This is a genomic window from Bacillota bacterium (assembly GCA_012842395.1).
Taxonomy (GTDB): Bacteria; Bacillota; SHA-98; order UBA4971; family UBA4971; genus UBA6256.
The window spans coordinates 178,487-196,107 of record DUSX01000004.1; the positions used below are offsets into that span (position 1 = coordinate 178,487).

Consider the following 17,621-nt stretch of genomic DNA (forward strand, 5'->3'; position numbering starts at 1 on the left):
ATCCCTAGATGCCCCCGAATCTGCGAGCGCGGGCTTCGTACGCCCGAATGGCCTTCACGAACTCGTGCCGGGTGAAATCTGGCCACAGCACCGGGGTTACGTACAACTCAGCGTACGCAACCTGCCAAAGGAGGAAGTTGGAGATCCGCATCTCTCCTCCCGTCCTAATGAGCAAGTCAGGGTCAGGCAAGCCGGCAGTGTACAGCCGGGACTCAAGGGCACGCCCATCGATGTCGCTTGGGTCGAGAAGCCCTGAGGCGACTTCCTCGGCCAATCGCCTCGCTGCCCTGACGATTTCGTCGCGCCCGCCATAGTTGATGGCAAGGTTCACGAGAATGCCGCCGCTCTGCCTGGTCGCGTCCTCGACGTGCTCTATCGCGCGCACCACCTTTGGGGGCAACCCTTCCCGAGCTCCGATCACGCGAATGCGCGCACCGAAATCAATGAGGGCCTCGAGCCTCTTCTCGAACATCTCCACGAGGAGATTCATCAGGTTGTCCACTTCCTCCGCGGGGCGCTTCCAGTTTTCCGTGGAGAAAACGTACAGCGTCACGATCTCGATGCCCGTTTCGGAGGCGGCCCTCACCACATCTTCAGCTCTCTCCGCGCCGGCCCTATGCCCTGCCCACCTCGGGAGATTGCGTCTCGTCGCCCACCTGCCATTTCCATCCATGATGATCGCTACGTGCCGGGGCGGCCCGCCGGCTTGGCCCGTACAAGGCGGGCAGCCTGCCTCCTCGAGCGCTTCGCATGTGCCCCGCACTTCCTGATCCGTCGCATCAACTCGGACACGAGTCACAAGAGGCGTCACTCCCCCCGAAACCACTTCAAGGGTTCTCCAGGTTTTCTCCTTCGGAAAGGCGTCAAGGGGAGGGCCACCTCGCTGCGACCTCCCCTTGACCGTGTATCCCTGCGGGATTCACTCCTCTTCCACTATCGCGCCCGAGGAGCACTCCTCAGCGCACATACCGCAGTCAGTGCAGACCTCAGGGTCAATCACAAACTTGTCCTCTCCCTCGCTAATCGCCTCAAAGGGGCACACTTCTGCGCATGAACCGCACTTCGTGCAGTCATCAGTGATCACGTGGGGCAACGCGGCCACCTCCCTTCAGACTTCCATGATCTCGGCCTCCTTGGCCTCGAGGAGAGCATCGATCTCCGCTATGAACCTGTCGGTGAGCTTTTGGATGTCCTCCTGCCCTTTCTTGAGGTCGTCCTCGGTTATCTCCTTGTTCTTCTGCTTCGCCCGCAGAGCATCTATGGCCTCCCGCCTCGCGTTGCGGATCGCAACCCTCATGTCCTCCGCGACCTTTTTCGCGACCTTCACGAGGTCTCTGCGTCTTTCCTCCGTCAACGAAGGTATGGTTATTCGGAGAACAGACCCATCGCTCACCGGGGTCAGGCCAAGGTCAGACTTCAAGATCGCCCGCTCGATGTTGGGAAGCACTTTCCGGTCCCATGGCTGGATGACGAGAAGCCTCGCCTCGGGCACAGAGATGCTGGCGAGCTGGTTGATGGGGTACACGTCACCGTAAGCCTCGACGGTTACCCTGTCGAGCAGGGCAGGATTGGCTCTGCCCGTCCGGATCTGCGCGAACTCCCGCCGCGTCGCCTCCACTATCTCCTTCATCCTTTGCTCGGCCTTGGCGCGTTCATCGCCTGTCATGCTGCTCCCCCCCGACCTGAGTACCTATCTCCTCACCGAGGACCGCCCTCTTGACGTTGCCCTTCTTTGTCAGGTTGAAGACGACGATTGGGATGCCGTTGTCCATGCAGAGCGAGGCTGCCGTGGAGTCCATCACGCCTAGCCCTTGGTTGATGACATCTCTATAGGTCAGGCGCGCGAAGCGCTTCGCCGAGGGGTTCGAGCGGGGGTCGGAATCGTAGACCCCGTCTACCCTCTTCGCCATCAGGATTACCTCGGCCTCGATCTCGGCCGCCCGCAATGCCGCCGCCGTGTCAGTCGAGAAGTACGGGTTGCCCGTTCCGCCTGCGAAAATCACCACCCGGCCCTTTTCGAGGTGCCTGATCGCGCGCCTCCGGATGTACGGTTCGGCGATCTCGCGCATCTCGATCGCGGTTTGAACGCGCGTGTCAACCCCAAGCTTTTCAAGGGAGTCTTGAAGAGACATCGCGTTTATTATGGTGGCGAGCATTCCCATATAGTCGGCGGTGGCACGATCCATCCCGGCTTTCTGAGCCTGGACGCCGCGCCATATGTTCCCACCGCCGACCACCACGGCAACCTGCACGCCGAGCTCATGTATCTCTCTGATCTCCCCGGCGATGTGGTTCACCACATCAAGGTCGATTCCAAAGCCCCGGGACCCTGCTAGAGCCTCTCCCGACAGCTTCAGCACGACCCTCTTGAACCGAGGGCCTCCCCCAGTGTCGCCCATCGCGCCCCAACCTTCCTCGGGCTTTCCGCCAGCCCTAATCACCGTCAGTCCCGGCTAAGTATGTGGCCAAAAGTTCGCGCTCCCTTTCGACGGAGGGGTGCTGCTCAGGGTTCCCGGTGTTGCCCTCCGGGGACGGCGCGCTTGCGGCGCTCCTCGCTCGAATTCGGCGCGCAAGCCTGCCGAATTCTCCACGCCCCGTCGTGCAAGCACCGACAACCCTAGCGCCGTCAACAAAGGAGACGAAAACTTATGGTGCCATACTTAGAGCCTGTTGCATGCCGTTCGCCCTGCCCGGTTGCAGACCTCGGTGAAGATGGTCAGGCCTCACAGGCGCACGGCTTCTCGATGCCCTCTCCCAGCTCGAATCTGGCGAACCGTCGCACCTGGACCTTCTCCCCAGTCTTCGCTGACACCTCGGCCACGAGATCGCCTATGGTCTTCTCAGGGTCTCTGATGTAGGGCTGCTCGAGCAGGCAAACCTCGGTGTAGAACTTCTTGAGCCTGCCCTCAACGATCTTAGCGACGACCGCCTCAGGCTTTCCCTCGTTCAGGGCCTGCGCGCGGTATATAGCCCGCTCGCTCTCAAGAACCGATTCCGGCACATCAGCGCTGGACACGTAGAGGGGCTTGCTCGCGGCGACCTGAAGCGCGACTTCCCTTGCCAGGTGCCGGAAGTCGTCCGTGCGCGCCACGAAATCCGTCTCGCAATTGACCTCCACCAGCACGCCGATCTTGCCTCCGAGGTGGATGTATGCCTCAACCACGCCCTCGGCCGCGATCCTGCCCGCCCTCTTATGCATCTTCGCGAGGCCCTTCTCGCGCAGGTACGCGATGGCCTTCTCCATGTCGCCTCCGGTTTCCTCCAGGGCCTTTTTGCAGTCCATCATTCCGGCCCCAGTTCTCTCCCGGAGTTCCTTGATGTCCTCGGCTGTCACAGCCACAAGCGCTACCTCCTCGCAAGTCTACCGCTCGGTGTCGTCGTCGCGCACCGTGGCGTGATCGTCGTTGTCAACCTCTGCGACCTCGAGGTCCAGGGGCATCTCGACGACGTCTGTTGCGTCATCGGCATACTCGCCTTCAAGCTCGTGTTCGTGGATCTCCCCGGCCACCGAACCCTCCTGCGCCTCGGCCGCAAGCGCCGCGTCACGACCCTCAAGGCCCTCTATGACCGCGTCAGCCATCTTCCCGCAAATGAGCTTCACGGCGCGGATAGCGTCGTCGTTCCCAGGGATCACGTAGTCGACCTCGTCGGGGTCGCAGTTGGTGTCGACGATCCCCACGACGGGTATGCCAAGCTTCCTCGCTTCCTGCACTGCTATTCTCTCCTTACGCGGATCAACCACGAAAACGGCTCCCGGCAGCCCAGACATCTCGCGAATGCCACCGAGGAACCGCTCGAGCTTCGCTTTCTCCTTCATGAGGTGCATGACTTCTTTCTTCGGAAGGACCTCGAACGACCCATCCGCCTGCATGCTCTCCAGCATCCGGAGACGCTCGATTCGCTTTCGAATGGTCCGGAAGTTGGTGAGCATCCCACCGAGCCAGCGTTCGTTCACGTAGAACATGCCGCAGCGTTCGGCCTCTTCCTTGACAGTGTTCCGAGCCTGTTTCTTCGTTCCCACGAACAGGATGGTGCCGCCCTCTTGCGCCACGCGCTTCACGAACTCGTAGGCCTCGTCGATCTTCCTGACTGTCTTCTGGAGGTCTATAATGTAGATGCCGTTGCGCTCGGTGAAGATGAAGGGCTTCATCTTGGGGTTCCAGCGCCTGGTCTGATGGCCGAAATGAACCCCAGCCTCGAGCAACTGCTTCATGGTGACTACTGCCATTATCTCACCTCCTCCCCCACCGGTTATCCCTCCGCCCCGTTCATCCCCCGACAGAACCCGTGCAAACGGGCACCGTTGTCGGGATCCGGGAGCGTGCGTGCTCACACCAAGTCGTAGTATACCACACGACCATATCCATATCAACGAAGGCTCCCACGAAATTTGCAGGCCTGAATACGTGACGGCGGGCGGGGAATACCTAAATTACGAGTGCCGGTTGGGGCATGCCTGTCCACCAGTGCACCGTGTTTTCCATAAGGGCTAGCGGGGCCGTACGGCCAGTGGAAGCGGGCCAGGCCGCTCGCCTCGCTCGCGAAGTCTCGGCGACCACTGCCGGTCGGGACACCACCTTCGACCAATGTGAAGAAGGGCTCCGGCGCACCGGCAACTATCGGCACCGCTGGCAGGATCGGCGCAGTCACGCGCAGGGTGGCTTTCTTTGGACCGGAGGCCTCCGACGTTGAGCTTTCTTCGGAACATCTTGAACGAGATAGTGTCCCTCCTCTCCTTCGAAAACCCCGCACGCGAGGAGGAGTTTGTCCTCGACACGCAGCCGAAGCTCCCCGGGCTCACATCTGACGCGCCGCGGACCGGCGGCGCATCTCCAGGCGCGTCCGCAGGGCCGGACACGGGGCAGGGCAAAGCCCAGGGGCGGGAGCAAGGTACAGGCCAAGTCGGGAGGCGTGCGGCCCGCCGCGACCGGGCTCAACGGCTCTCGGCGGTCACAGCCCTCGGAGCAGCCCCGGAGCGCACCGCACGGGGGTTCCTGAGGCCAAAGAAGCTCTCCGCGGTCAGCGTCGGCGCCGACGCAGGCCGTGCCACCCTTCGGCGACGAGCGCGGAGCCCTCTTGAGATTCATGGCCCCGACGCCTTCCACGAAACGTCCGAGGAGATCCCTCCGTCGGTGAGCGGCGCGACACCGTCTCCCAAGGGGCAGCAGGAGGGTTCCTCCGAGGCCCAAGGCGCCCAAGGACAGAGCGGCGGGCAAGGGCAACAGGAGGGGGACAAGGCTGATGAGCTGAAGCCTCTCGCAGAGAACCTCCAGGCGAACCTCGGCGCGCTCAAAGAGGTCCTGCATTATGGTTTGAACTCTGATGTGATCGTGAGGGAGTTCGAGATACCTACGAGCCCGCCCACGAAGGCCGCCATCGTGTTCATGGAAGGCCTGGCGAGCAAGGACATCATCGACCTTGCGATCCTCCAGCCGCTCATGCTCATATCCAACCTGAACAAAGACCTTCGGGCCTCTGATGTCCTGGAGATCGTGGAGCGCCGTCTCCTGCCGGGCAATCAGGTATCACGCAAGCACAATCTGCGTGGCGTCGTCGAAGGGGTCATTGCCGGGACCACTTGTTTGCTCATCGAAGGATGTGCCACCGCTCTCGAAGTCGAAACCAAGTCGTGGGAACACCGGGGCGTGAGCCAGCCCACGGCGGAAATGGTGGTGCACGGCCCGCAGGAGGCCTTCAACGAGACGCTCAAGAACAACGTGGCGCTGGTTCGAAGGCGGATGCGCACACCCGACTTGGTTAGCGAGATTCTGAAGGTGGGCACGCTGTCCAGGGTGGACTGCGCTGTGCTCTATGTGGAGGGCCTCACCAATCCCAAGTTGGTAGCTGAGGTGAAACGACGTATCAACGCCATCACGGCCGACCACATACAGGACACGGGCGTGCTCGAGCAGTTCATCGAAGACCGACCCCTCGTGCTGGTGCCGCAAACGCTGTCGACCGAGCGCCCCGACAGAATGGCGGCCTTCCTAGCCGAGGGGCACGTCGGGCTCCTCCTGGATGGAAGCCCGTTCGGCCTCATCGTCCCGGTCACGTTCTGGTCGCTGCTACACGCCGCGGAGGACCATTTCCTGAGGTGGCCCTTCGGCACGTTCCTCCGCATCGTCCGGGTGGCTGCGCTTGGAGCGGCGCTGCTGCTGCCCGCCGTGTACATAGCTGTAACGAACTTCCACCCGGAGATGATCCCCACCGATCTCCTTCTCGCTATCGCGGCAACCCGCGAGAAGGTACCCTTTCCAACGGCGGTCGAGGTCATCATCATGGAGATGTCCTTCGAGCTCATTCGAGAGGCGGGGATCCGCGTGCCCGGCGTGATAGGACCCACGTTGGGGATAGTAGGCGCGCTCATTCTCGGTCAGGCCGCCGTCGCGGCGTCCATAGTCAGCCCGATCCTTGTTATAATCGTCGCCCTGACAGCCCTTGGTTCCTTCGCTATACCCAACTTCAACATGGCGTTCGCCGCGCGCATCACGCGGTTCGCCTACATCGCGCTCGCAGCGGCGTTCGGATTCTACGGCATCGCGGCGGGAGTGTTTGTTCAGATGCTCATATACGTGAGCACGAGATCTTTCGGCGTACCGTTCATGTCCCCCGTCGCCCCGTTCGCCCAATCCAGCGGCGACGTAGTCCTCCGGTACCCTTCGTGGAGCATGGAGCTGCGCCCGCCGTTCCTCCAAACCAGCCCGAGGGAGCGCCAACCCGAGGTTGCACGTGGATGGACCCAGGCCGGAGGAGTCGACGCACCCTCGCCAAGCCCGCCCCCCGTGCAACCTTCGCGAGGGGCCCGCACGAAAGCTGCGGGAACGCCGGCCCCGGCGGCCGAGCCAGGGCCGCAGGACAAGGGGGGCACGGGGCGTGCTTGAGGAAGGCAGGATAGGCACGAATGAAGCCGTGGCGGCCACCGTATACTTTCTCGCATCGAAGCTGTTCATCTCGTTTCCGCAGCAGATGGCGACGGTGGGCCTCACGGCCGCTTGGGTGATCCCAATCATAAGCTTCAGCACCGGGGCCCTCGGATTCCTCATCATTGCCGCCCTTCTGAAGCGATACCCCGGGAAAAGCATAGTCGAGATCAGCGAGCAGATAGCCGGCCCCGTGTTCGGGAACCTCGCCACGCTCGGCTACTTCGCATTCTTCTTCGCAGCCACCATCCTTGTCATGCGGCAGTTCTCCGAGACCGTGGGCACTGCCCTCCTGCCGCGCACGCCCCTGTCGGTGATCACGGCCATATTTGTGCTCGCGACCCTAATAGCGGTTTACCTGGGCGGAGAGGCGATCACGAGGGCCGCCTTTCTCGCAGCGCCGCTCATAGTGATCACCCTCGTTTTCCTGAACATCCTGTCGCTTCCTCAGGCCAACCTCGACGCGATGTTCCCAATCTTCGGCCCTGGGCCGGGCAAGCTCCTGTACCACGGGGTCATCCACTCGGCCATCGCAGGCGAGGTCATGTTTCTGGCGGTCGTCGCCCCACAGCTCAGGGACGGCCACAAGGTGAAGACCATGGGGCTCATCGCCATAGCCATAACAACCTTCTTCACCAGCGTGTCGGTGCTCGTCTTCGTCACCGTGTTCCCATACCCGCTGTGCTTGCATATCCCGTATCCAGGGTATGAAACGAGCACCCTCATATACGTGGGCCGGTTCTTTCAGCGCGTTGAGGTAGCGTTCGTGTTCCTATGGGTCATAAGCGGGTGCATCGAGTTGGCGCTCGGCGCTTACACTTCAACGATGATCCTCGCCCGGATGCTCAAACTTCCGATATATCGGCCGATCGTGCCCGCGGTTGCAATCATCGGCTATACGCTGGCATTCACGCCCCCGGACGTGCCGACTGCGACCAGGCTCGACTTCGAGCTCGTGAGGACGTTCGGGGGCATCGCTGTTTTCGTTGTCCCGGCACTCTTGCTCCTCGTCGCACAGGTGAGGGAGGCCCGGGGAACCAGGAGGGGGGAGCCGACGCGCGGTGCGTGATCTGGGAGGGCGAGGCACGGGACGCGTCAGGCTCGCGTTGTCGCTGCTGGTCGTGCTCGCGGTGGCGGCGTGCACCGCGGGATGCTGGGACAGGACCGAGGTGGACGACCTCGCGTTCGTCATGGCGATCGGCCTCGACGACGCGCCCAACGACATGCTCGCCGTGACCTTCCATATAGCCGTCCCCAGGGCTGTCGCGGGCGCGGGCGGGATCGGCGGAGGCTCCGGAGGCGGAGGGGGAGGGGGAGCGGGCCAGCAGTCGAGCCTCATCACGACGCTCGTGGGCCGCTCGGTTCTGAGCCTCCTTAACCTCCTGAGCACGCACGTGGACAGGCGCCCGAGCCTGGTTCACGGCAAAATGGTGGTCATCGGAGAGAAGCTCGCGAGGCGCGGAATAGCTCCGTACATAGGTGAGCTCGTCAGGTTCCGCGAGACGCGGAGGACGATGTTCCTCGTGGTGACCAGGGGCACCGCGAAGGAGTTCATCGAGAAGAACCGGCCTGTCCTCGAGCAGAACCCCGCGAAAAACCTGGAGCTTCTCGCGCTCGCCAATAGGCAGACGGGTTACATCCCGCCGTCCCAGATCCACCGGTTCCTCGTTGAGATGCAGTCCCTCGGAGAGGAGCCAGTCGTGATCCTCGCGGGCGTGAAGCAGGAAACGCCCGGCGGCAGGACCGAGGAGTCGCGGACAGAGGCACCTGGCGGTGCCTCCGGGGGCACGAAGGGTCAAGGCTCTTCAGAAACGGGATCCGGGGAAGGGCCCGTGAACGCGGCGAAAATGCTTCCCGTTGCCTCGCGAAGTGATTCCGACTACGTGGCAGGCGAATCCCCGTCAGTCGGCGGAAACCCAGTGGAACTCTTGGGCGGAGCGGTGTTTAGAGGCGACCGCATGGTCGGCGAGATAACGGGGCAAGACGTCCGGGCAATGCTGCTCCTGCGCGGCACGTTCAAGAGAGGCATCATCTGCGTTGAAGACCCGTTCGTGAAAGGCAAATACGTCTCGTGCGATATCCGCCTTGCCAGGCCTACCGAAACCACGGTGCGCAGGAACAAAGATGGGTTTCAAGTCAACGTGAAGATGATGCTGGAGGGAGAGGTCATCGGGAGCCAGAGTCTCAAGGACTACTCCAACCCCAAGAACCTTCACGCGCTGGAAAAACGGGTGGCGGACGACCTCAAGAGAGGCTGCCGCGACCTCGTGACGAAGGCCCAGACCGAGTTCGGCGCGGACATCTTTGCGTTCGGCAACAAGGCGAGACACCTCACGAGAACATGGCGCGAGTGGGAGGAGCTCGATTGGCCGAAGAGATTCCCGCAAGCGCAGGTGAATATCGACCTAAAGCTCGACCTGCGGCGCACCGGCCTGCTCTTCAGGCCGCCCAAGCCGAGCACAGATACGACATAACTTGCTGAAGGGGGGCCTCGTCGTGCGAATGAGCGTCATCCTCACCACCATGCCGGTTCCGGTTGCCGTGGCGATATACACCGCGAGCTTCGGGCTGTGGCTCTTGCGGCACGGCAACACGCGCGGAGCCGTCGGCGTCTTCATACTCGCGATATGCTCTGTGGCCGCGCCGCTCGTCTTGCTCTTCGCCGGCGGGTAGTCTCGGTGGGGAGGCTACCCGCGCGACGCTTAATGTCGTCTGCCGGGCTACCTCGCCCGCAATCTCTCGAGCTCGTCGAAGAGTTTGTCGTTGAGGACCCTGATGTACGTCCCCTTCATGCCCAGGGAACGTGACTCTATGACCCCGGCACTCTCGAACTTGCGCAGGGCGTTTACGATGACAGACCTCGTGATGCCGACCTTGTCGGCGATCTTGCTCGCAACAAGCAGGCCCTCGTCGCCGCCGAGCTCCCTGAAGATGTGCTCAACCGCCTCTTGTTCCGAGAAGGACAAGGTGTCCAGGGCCATTTGGACCGACGCCTTCTTCCGGGCCTCCTCCTCGATCTGACCAGTCCTCGAGCGAAGGATCTCCATCCCGAAGACCGTGGCGGCATACTCAGCTAGAACGAGGTCGTCATCGGAGAACTCTCTCTCGAACCTGGCCAGGACAAGCGTCCCCATCCTGTCCCCGCCCGCGTAAATCGGGACGACAGTCAGGAACTTCTCGGGGAACCCGCACTTCACCTCAGCCCCGAGGAAGCACTTTCCCGGGTCATGGCGGATGTTCTCGGACGCCTCTATTATCCTGAGGAGCCAGTCCGCGCACTCCTTGGGAAACGTCCCGCCGTTCCCCACATACCCGGCCGCAACGTCGCAATCAAAGCCCTCCATGAACCCGTATCCTAGGAGCTTCCCTCGGCGCGCAACCACGTACACGTTGGCCGCGACCTCTTCGGATAGCACCTTCGCAAGATCATTGAAATCGCTGGGAAAACCCGTGGACTCCTGTATGAACCGACTGATCCTTCGTGTCTTCTCCAGTAGCTCGCTCATCGATGTATCCTCCTTCAGTTGCCTTAACTTGCACAGTGAGGCTTCCCCCGCGCTGCGTCCTCACCTAGCGAAGACCCGTACCATTCGGGCTTGTCCCACCGCGAGTCCATCACCTTCAGGAGCCCGTTCCTCGTGGCAGGCGTCGCTGCGTGCCTGGCCTGCCCGCGGGCGGACCCCGGACGCGTGAGACTCTACAATATGAACCTGCTAAGGTCCTTGTCGCCCACTACGTCTTGCAGCTTCTTGCGAACGTACTCCCTGTCAATCTCCACCCTCCCCTTGGGCATCTCTGGCGCATTGAACGAGATGTCGTCCAACAGCCGCTCCATGACCGTGTGGAGCCTCCGTGCGCCGATGTTCTCCATCTCCTGGTTCACCCTGTCAGCGATCGCCGCGATCTCGTCGATCGCATCGGGCAGGAACTCGACCTCGACACCCTCTGTAGCAAGAAGGGCCTTGTACTGCTTGACAAGAGCATTCTCAGGCTCGAGCAGGATGCGTTTGAAGTCCTCCTTCGTGAGGCTGTCGAGCTCAACCCGTATCGGGAAGCGCCCCTGGAGCTCAGGAATCAAGTCCGATGGCTTCGCCACGTGGAAGGCGCCTGCGGCGATGAAGAGAATGTGGTCGGTCTTCACCGGGCCGTGTTTCGTGATCACGGTGGAACCCTCGACGATGGGCAGAATGTCGCGCTGGACGCCCTCGCGCGACACGTCAGGCCCCACCCCGCGCTCCCGGCCAGCTATCTTGTCGATTTCATCTATGAAGACTATGCCGGACTGCTCCGCTCGCCTCACGGCCTCCTGCTCCACTTCCTCCATATCTATGAGCTTTTGGGCTTCCTCCTGGGCTATGATCTTTCGGGCCTCCCTCACCGGCACTTTCCGGCGGCGCTGACGCCGTGGCAACAGTCCTCCGAAAAGGTCCTGCATGTTGATGCCCATTTCCTCGACGCCGGCCCCGCTGAAGACCTCGAGCATCTGCGGGCTCTGGTCCTCCACCGCAACCTCGATGATCATGTCTTCAAGCTCTCCGGCGGCGAGCCTGGCCCGAAGCTCCTCCCGCCGGGCCCTGGCCTCAGCCTGCTTCGCCTGAAACGACTCATCGTCCCGCACCAGACCCAGGCCTCCCATCAGGACGCTGAGCGGGTTTTTCTCCCCCTCGCGGCTGGGCATGGGCGCGATTATGTCCAGGATTCTGTCGTCCACCACGGCCTCCGCTCGATGGTAAACCTGCACCATCTTCTCGGCCTTGACCATTCTGATGGAGGTTTCCACGAGGTCCCGAATGATGGAGTCCACATCACGGCCGACGTACCCCACCTCGGTGAACTTGGTGGCCTCCACTTTGATGAACGGCGCGTTGACGAGTCTTGCCAGTCTCCGCGCGATCTCGGTTTTGCCTACCCCGGTCGGACCGATCATGAGGATGTTCTTGGGAACAACCTCGTCACGCAGGGACCCGGGCAGCTTCAGCCGCCGGTACCTGTTGCGCAAAGCGATAGCCACGGCCCGTTTGGCTTTGGCCTGGCCGACGATGTACTTGTCAAGCTCCTCAACGATGGCTCGGGGCGTCAGATCGTCCACCCTCGCGCCTCCTCTCACAACTCTTCGCAAGTGATCTCCTCATTCGTGTATATGCAGATGGATGCGGCGATCTTGAGCGCCTCCGTGGCGATCTCCTTACATGAAAGGTCAGTGTGCCGAATGAGGGCCCTCGCCGCCGCCAACGCGTACGGCCCGCCGGAACCCACCGCGACCACATCATCGTCGGGCTCGATCACATCGCCGCTTCCGGATATGACCAACAGGTGAGAGGCATCCGCCACCACCAGCAACGCCTCGAGTCGGCGCAACGCCCTGTCAAGCCTCCACTCTTTGGCCAGCTCGACAGCGGCCCTTGGAAGGTTGCCGTGAAATTCCTCAAGCTTCCCTTCGAACTTCTCGAAGAGCGCGAACGCATCAGCCGCCGCTCCAGCGAAGCCCGCGAGGACCTTGCCGTCGTGTATCCTCCTGACCTTCCTCGCCCCGTGTTTCATCACGGTGTTCCCGAACGTAACCTGTCCGTCACCGGCTACGGCCACATGGTCGCCGCGCTTCACGGCAACCACAGTCGTGGCGTGAAACATACGGTTCCCTCCTTCACGTCAAGCGCGGGGGTGGGCCCTGTCGTACACCAGCTTGAGCTTCTCCCTCGTCACATGCGTATAGATCTGTGTGGTCGAAACGCTCACGTGGCCGAGCAACTCCTGCACGGCCCGCAGGTCTGCCCCATGGTCGAGGAGATGGGTGGCAAAGGAATGCCGGATGGCGTGGGGGCTAACTTTCTTGTCGATGCTCACTTTCTTTATGTACCTGTCCAGCATCAGCTGTACAGCCCTGACAGAAAGCCTCTCCCCTCTATAGTTCAGGAAAAGCGCGCCCAGGTCGCATCGCGCATCGGAACGTGCCCGAAGGATCTGAGGTCTCCCCTTCTCCATGTATTCGCTCAACGCAGCCCTTGCCTGCGCTCCTATGGGAACGACACGTTCCTTACCGCCCTTCCCGAACGCCTTCACGAATCCGTGCGCAAGGTCGACATCCTCCACGTCTAGCCCGACAAGCTCGCCGACACGCAAGCCCGCGGCATAGAGCGTCTCGAGTATGGCTCTGTCTCGAAGCCCGAGAGGCGTGTCCTGCGGCGGCGCCTCCATAAGGCTTGCGACGTCCTCCTCATGGAGAAAACGCGGAAGCACCTTCGCGAGTTTCGGCGCGCTCACGCCTCGGGCGGGGTTGGTTTCGCATATTCCCTTCCTACACAGATACGCAAAGAAGGAACGTACAGCTGCGAGACGCCGAGCTATGGTTCGCCGCGAGTACTTGGCTTTCTGCAGGCTGGCGAGGTACGCTCTTATCTCAAGATGCCCCACTTTGGCAGGATCGTCGACCCTCTCAAGGACCTCGGCCAGAAAGTCAAGGAAACACCGTATATCGTGACCGTACGCCTCGACAGTGTTCGGCGAGACGCCCTTCTCCAGCTCAAGCTGCTTTAAGAACCCCTCGACCTCCGTCGCGAGCAACAGTGGCACACCCCCACGCCGGCTCAAGTGGCGGACCCACCCTCCCCGCGCCAGCCAGGCCGTTACCAACGGCATCTCCCGTCGCGGCGACGCGGCGGCCGCCTGCGGGCACGCGTTCGAAGGTCCTGCACCGAGTGGGTCGTCGTGCCCACCCAGCGCGAAATTGTAACATAATTATAATATTCCTTCAACCCCGGCGTGGAGTGTTTTCTCGAAATGTACCGCCGCCAGGAGGGCGCGGGTCGCAATTTGGCGCCTTGCGGCCCTGCCCTTGTGCTCTCCGCTTGGGCGTGGCATGATCCCGAAATTCGCGTTCATGGGCTGAAACCCGCTCGGGTGCGGGCTGCTTATGTAGCGGCACAGGCTGCCGTGGACGGTTTCCTCTGGAAAGACCACAGGCTCCGCGCCTAGGGCAACCCTGGCGGCGTTTACGCCAGCAACCAGGCCCGAGGCTGCGGACTCGAGATATCCTTCAACGCCGGTAAGCTGGCCGGCAAAGAAGAGCGTATCGCGCCGCCGGAACTGCAATGTGGGCTTAAGGAGCTCAGGCGAGTTTATGTATGTGTTCCTGTGCATCACTCCGTATCTCACGAATTCCGCGTGCTCTAGCCCGGGAATCATCCGGAAAACCCGACGTTGCTCCTCCCACGCGAGACGCGTCTGAAAACCCACCATATTGAGAAGCCGCCCGGCATCGTCTTCCCGCCTGAGCTGCACCACAGCGTAAGGCCTCTCCCCGGTTCGCGGGTCAACGAGCCCAACTGGGCGCAAGGGGCCGTACGCGAGGGCTTCCCGTCCCCTTTTCGCCAGGACCTCCACGGGCATGCACGCCTCGAAGACCTTGGTGTCCTCGAACCCGTGCACCGGCGCACATCTGGCGGAGACCAATGCGTCGTAGAAGCGGTCGTATTCCTCCTTCGTCATGGGGCAATTGAGGTAGTCAGCGCCCCCCCGACCATAACGGGATCCCCAGAAAGCCTTCGACATGTCACACGACTCTGCCGTCACTATCGGCGCAACAGCGTCATAGAAGTAAAGGTGCTCGGTGCCGGCCAGGCGCGCTATGGCCTCGGCCATTGCCTCCGACGTGAGTGGGCCGGTCGCAACCACGAGCGGTGCGCCATTGGGAAGCGAGGACGCCTCCCGCCTCACCACGCTGATGCTTGGACACCGCTCGATGTAAGCGGTCACGAGACGAGCGAAACGCTGTCTGTCGCACGCCAACGCAGACCCCGCGGGAACCCTCGACGCTTCGGCGCATCTCATGATGAGAGAGCCGAAGATGCGCATCTCCTCTTTCAACACGCCGGAGGCGTTGTCAAGACTGTCTGAGCCGAGGGAGTTGGAGCACACGAGCTCCGCGAAGTCGCCGGTGGTATGTGCAGGGGTCATCACCGCGGGGCGCATCTCGATAAGGGTGACCCGCGCACCCGCTCTTGCCGCCTGCCAGGCAGCCTCGCTTCCAGCGAGACCCCCGCCCACCACTATCACGTCAGCTAGCCCTGCATCTACCATGCTTCCCTTGCGCTCCTCGAAGCGCCCTTGCGGCGTACAATTGAATGAAGCAGAGCACGGAGGCTGGCCACGGCGAGTGAACTATGCTATGCTTGCTCCGGAGCCTCTCCCCCGCCGCGCCCGGGCTCGGCTTTCCCCTGCGCCTCCTCACGATAGTCGCACGTTTCCCTCACGCATGTGAGGACCCCGGTCCCCCTCCCTCGCTTCACGAGAAACGCTCCGCACTTGGGGCAGGTCGTGCCCTTCGCGGGAGTATACCACGTGGTGAACCGGCATTCAGGATACCTGCTGCACCCATAGAACTTCCTTCCCTTCTTCGTCCTTCGCTCTACCACGTCCGCGCCGCAATCGGGGCACTTCACCCCCGCCAGGCGTACCATCTTTTTCGTAAAGGTGCACTCCGGGTAACCTTGACACCCAAGGAAAGTCCCGAACCTACCGTGTTTCACCACCAAAGGGCGGCCACACTTAGGACACTTCTCATCCGTCACCTCGTCCGGGATCTTCACGCGCCCCATGTTCTCCTCGGCAGCGCTCACGGTCCTACTGAATGGTACGTAGAAATCGTCTACGACCCTCACCCAGTCCAGCTCACCCTCGGCGATCTTGTCCAGCTGGCTCTCCATTTCCGCGGTGAACGCCACGTCCACAACCTGAGGGTACACCTGTCTCAAGAGGTCCACCACCACGAATCCCAGCTGAGTCGGGTGGAACTTCTTGTCCTCAAGGACGACGTACCCACGTCTCAAAATCGTATCGATTATCGGCGCGTAGGTGCTGGGCCTGCCAATGCCGTTTTCCTCGAGGGCCTTTACGAGAGATGCCTCTGTATATCTCGGAGGCGGCTCCGTAAAATGTTGCGCGGGCTCCAGCCGCACAAGGGCCAAGGCGTCCCCTTCACTCAGCTCGGGCAGGCTCGCCTCGTCCTCTTTGTCGGCGTTGTCAGTGGCTTCTTGGTAAACGAGGATGAATCCGGGGAACACGATCCTCGAGCCGGTGGCCCTGAACGTGTATGCTTTCGCCTGCACGTCCACGCTCACAGCGTCCACAACTGCCGACTCCATCTGGCTTGCGATGAACCGCTCCCAGATCAACTTGTAGAGCTTGTACTGGTCTCGAGTGAGATGGGATTTCACCTGGTCAGGCAGCCTGCTCACCGAGGTCGGTCGTATCGCCTCGTGTGCGTCCTGGCTCGTGGCCTTCGCGCGGTACCGGCGTGGATGATCAGGCACGAATTCCGACCCGTACTCTTTCGCGATGAACGCCCTTGCAGCCTGCTCCGCCTCGACGGCGACGCGCACCGAGTCAGTGCGGATATAAGTGACGAGCCCGACGCTCCCCTCGTCTCCAAGGGGCAGACCCTCATATAGCTGCTGGGCCACCTGCATCGTCTTTCGAGCTCCGAATCCGAGCCTCCTCGACGCTTCCTGCTGCAATGTGCTGGTGGTAAAGGGCGGCGCTGGATTTCGCCGCCGCTCCTTACGCACGACGCGTACCACCTGGTAGGCAGCACCAGCGAGGTCATCCAAGATGGACTTTGCCTCGCCCTCATTGCGGACCTCGATCTTCTTCCCGGCCCGGAGGACCAACTTCGCGGGGAATTCAGGTCCGCCGCCGGAAGGCCGAAGGTGTGCGGTGATGGACCAGTACTCTTGCGGCACGTGTGCCTCGATCTCTTTTTCCCTGTCGCACACGAGCCTAACCGCGACCGACTGCACCCTTCCGGCCGACAGGCCCCTTCGGACCTTCTTCCACAAGAGTGGGCTCAAGCTGTAGCCCACGAGGCGATCGAGGACTCTCCTCGCCTGCTGGGCGTTCACTCGGTGCATGTCGATGGGCCTTGGTCTCCCGAGCGCAGCCTCGATCGCACTCCGAGTTATCTCGTTGAACTCGATGCGGCAAGGTTCGCCCGGATCTATCCCGAGCACCTCGGCGAGATGCCAAGAGATCGCCTCGCCCTCCCGGTCGGGGTCGGTCGCGAGAAGCACGCCTTGCGCAGACTCCATCGTGCTCCTCAAATCGCGGATGACGTCGTCACGATCCTTGATCACCACGTACTGCGGCTCGTAGCCGGCTTTCACGTTCACTCCGAGCTTGCTCTTGGGAAGGTCGCGCACGTGCCCTCTAGACGCTTTCACCATGTAGCCGGGCCCGAGGAATTTCCCTATCGTTTTGGCTTTCGCAGGCGACTCAACTATGACAAGTGATTTCGGCATTCTGACACTCCTCACCCATCCCGCCCCCGATTCAACTGGTGAATCAGTGAAGGAGGCGAGGCTCCGGCATCGAGTCTTCGTCTTCCTCCTGTAACCCTTCGCTATCTTTCTCTCGGTCCATGGCCCCCGCGCGTCCCAGGATCATGGCGACCCTCTCCTTGTCGCTGATTACGCTGGAGAGCACAAGGGCCATGTCGGCTGCGTCCACTTCGCCGCCTTCCAAACCCGCCACGAGAAGCAGGGCCTCCTCCAGCTCGTCAGGCCGCACTAGACCCGTGTCCTGTAGAAAGGCGACAAGCCCCCACGCATCGACTGTTAGCTTCTGTCGCTCCTCAGCGTTTAATACTCGCCGCGGGCCGGGCGCAGGCCGGGATGCGCGGCGCGCGAGTGTGCGTTTCCCGTTTGTCAC

At 62.0% G+C, this 17,621-nt stretch carries 17 protein-coding genes; 4 read left to right on the forward strand and 13 right to left on the reverse strand.

The genetic code is table 11. The features are described from left to right. Window positions 1-4: 4 nt before the first annotated feature. From uppS to rpsB, 6 genes are all read right to left on the reverse strand, one after another. Window positions 5-673 carry a di-trans,poly-cis-decaprenylcistransferase gene (gene uppS, locus GX515_03000; GenBank protein HHY31983.1) on the reverse strand — a complete coding sequence of 223 codons (669 nt, stop codon included), beginning with the start codon at window positions 671-673 and terminating at the stop codon, window positions 5-7. A 246-nt stretch (window positions 674-919) separates the two neighbouring features. After that, a complete protein-coding gene (locus GX515_03005; GenBank protein HHY31984.1) occupies window positions 920-1,093 on the reverse strand; it encodes a 4Fe-4S binding protein in 174 nt (57 codons plus the stop codon). 15 nt (window positions 1,094-1,108) lie between these two features. After that, window positions 1,109-1,666 (reverse strand): ribosome recycling factor, encoded by a 558-nt coding sequence (gene frr / locus GX515_03010; protein ID HHY31985.1) that lies wholly within the window; start codon window positions 1,664-1,666, stop codon window positions 1,109-1,111. Next, window positions 1,653-2,399 (reverse strand): UMP kinase, encoded by a 747-nt coding sequence (locus tag GX515_03015; GenBank protein ID HHY31986.1) that lies wholly within the window; start codon window positions 2,397-2,399, stop codon window positions 1,653-1,655. Before GX515_03015 ends, frr begins: the two co-directional genes overlap by 14 nt. 317 nt (window positions 2,400-2,716) lie before the next feature. Beyond that, window positions 2,717-3,340, reverse strand: a complete 624-nt coding sequence (gene tsf / locus GX515_03020) for a translation elongation factor Ts (protein ID HHY31987.1) — start codon at window positions 3,338-3,340, stop codon at window positions 2,717-2,719. 21 nt (window positions 3,341-3,361) lie between these two features. Then, window positions 3,362-4,228, reverse strand: a complete 867-nt coding sequence (rpsB, locus tag GX515_03025; GenBank protein HHY31988.1) for a 30S ribosomal protein S2 — start codon at window positions 4,226-4,228, stop codon at window positions 3,362-3,364. A gap of 460 nt (window positions 4,229-4,688) precedes the next feature. Between rpsB and GX515_03030 the strand changes: the two genes are divergently transcribed. From GX515_03030 to GX515_03045, 4 genes are read left to right on the forward strand one after another with little or no spacing between them, the layout of a single operon-like run. Further along, window positions 4,689-6,881, forward strand: coding sequence for a spore germination protein (locus GX515_03030; protein HHY31989.1), 2,193 nt, complete (start codon window positions 4,689-4,691; stop codon window positions 6,879-6,881). Continuing rightward, window positions 6,874-7,989 (forward strand): GerAB/ArcD/ProY family transporter, encoded by a 1,116-nt coding sequence (locus tag GX515_03035; GenBank protein ID HHY31990.1) that lies wholly within the window; start codon window positions 6,874-6,876, stop codon window positions 7,987-7,989. The genes GX515_03030 and GX515_03035 overlap by 8 nt, the downstream gene beginning before the upstream one ends. After that, on the forward strand, window positions 7,982-9,394 hold the full coding sequence (locus GX515_03040) for a Ger(x)C family spore germination protein (GenBank protein ID HHY31991.1): 1,413 nt from the start codon (window positions 7,982-7,984) through the stop codon (window positions 9,392-9,394). Before GX515_03035 ends, GX515_03040 begins: the two co-directional genes overlap by 8 nt. A 22-nt stretch (window positions 9,395-9,416) precedes the next feature. After that, entirely contained in the window at window positions 9,417-9,593 is a 177-nt protein-coding gene (locus tag GX515_03045) for a hypothetical protein (GenBank protein ID HHY31992.1), read from the forward strand. Window positions 9,594-9,640: 47 nt separating this feature from the next. Here the strand turns inward: GX515_03045 and codY are convergent, their stop codons facing one another. The 7 genes from codY to GX515_03080 all read right to left on the reverse strand — a co-directional run bounded on the left by codY (window position 9,641) and on the right by GX515_03080 (window position 17,621). Continuing rightward, window positions 9,641-10,426 carry a GTP-sensing pleiotropic transcriptional regulator CodY gene (gene codY / locus GX515_03050; GenBank protein ID HHY31993.1) on the reverse strand — a complete coding sequence of 262 codons (786 nt, stop codon included), beginning with the start codon at window positions 10,424-10,426 and terminating at the stop codon, window positions 9,641-9,643. Window positions 10,427-10,617: 191 nt separating this feature from the next. Then, complete coding sequence (hslU, locus tag GX515_03055) at window positions 10,618-12,009, reverse strand: ATP-dependent protease ATPase subunit HslU (protein HHY31994.1); 1,392 nt, start codon at window positions 12,007-12,009, stop codon at window positions 10,618-10,620. 14 nt (window positions 12,010-12,023) lie between these two features. Beyond that, entirely contained in the window at window positions 12,024-12,551 is a 528-nt protein-coding gene (gene hslV, locus GX515_03060) for an ATP-dependent protease subunit HslV (GenBank protein HHY31995.1), read from the reverse strand. Between the two features lie 18 nt (window positions 12,552-12,569). Continuing rightward, complete coding sequence (gene xerC / locus GX515_03065; protein ID HHY31996.1) at window positions 12,570-13,556, reverse strand: tyrosine recombinase XerC; 987 nt, start codon at window positions 13,554-13,556, stop codon at window positions 12,570-12,572. A gap of 99 nt (window positions 13,557-13,655) precedes the next feature. Continuing rightward, window positions 13,656-14,996 carry a methylenetetrahydrofolate--tRNA-(uracil(54)-C(5))-methyltransferase (FADH(2)-oxidizing) TrmFO gene (locus GX515_03070; GenBank protein HHY31997.1) on the reverse strand — a complete coding sequence of 447 codons (1,341 nt, stop codon included), beginning with the start codon at window positions 14,994-14,996 and terminating at the stop codon, window positions 13,656-13,658. 86 nt (window positions 14,997-15,082) lie between these two features. Next, window positions 15,083-17,212, reverse strand: a complete 2,130-nt coding sequence (gene topA / locus GX515_03075) for a type I DNA topoisomerase (protein ID HHY31998.1) — start codon at window positions 17,210-17,212, stop codon at window positions 15,083-15,085. A gap of 43 nt (window positions 17,213-17,255) precedes the next feature. Beyond that, entirely contained in the window at window positions 17,256-17,621 is a 366-nt protein-coding gene (locus GX515_03080; protein ID HHY31999.1) for a DUF494 family protein, read from the reverse strand.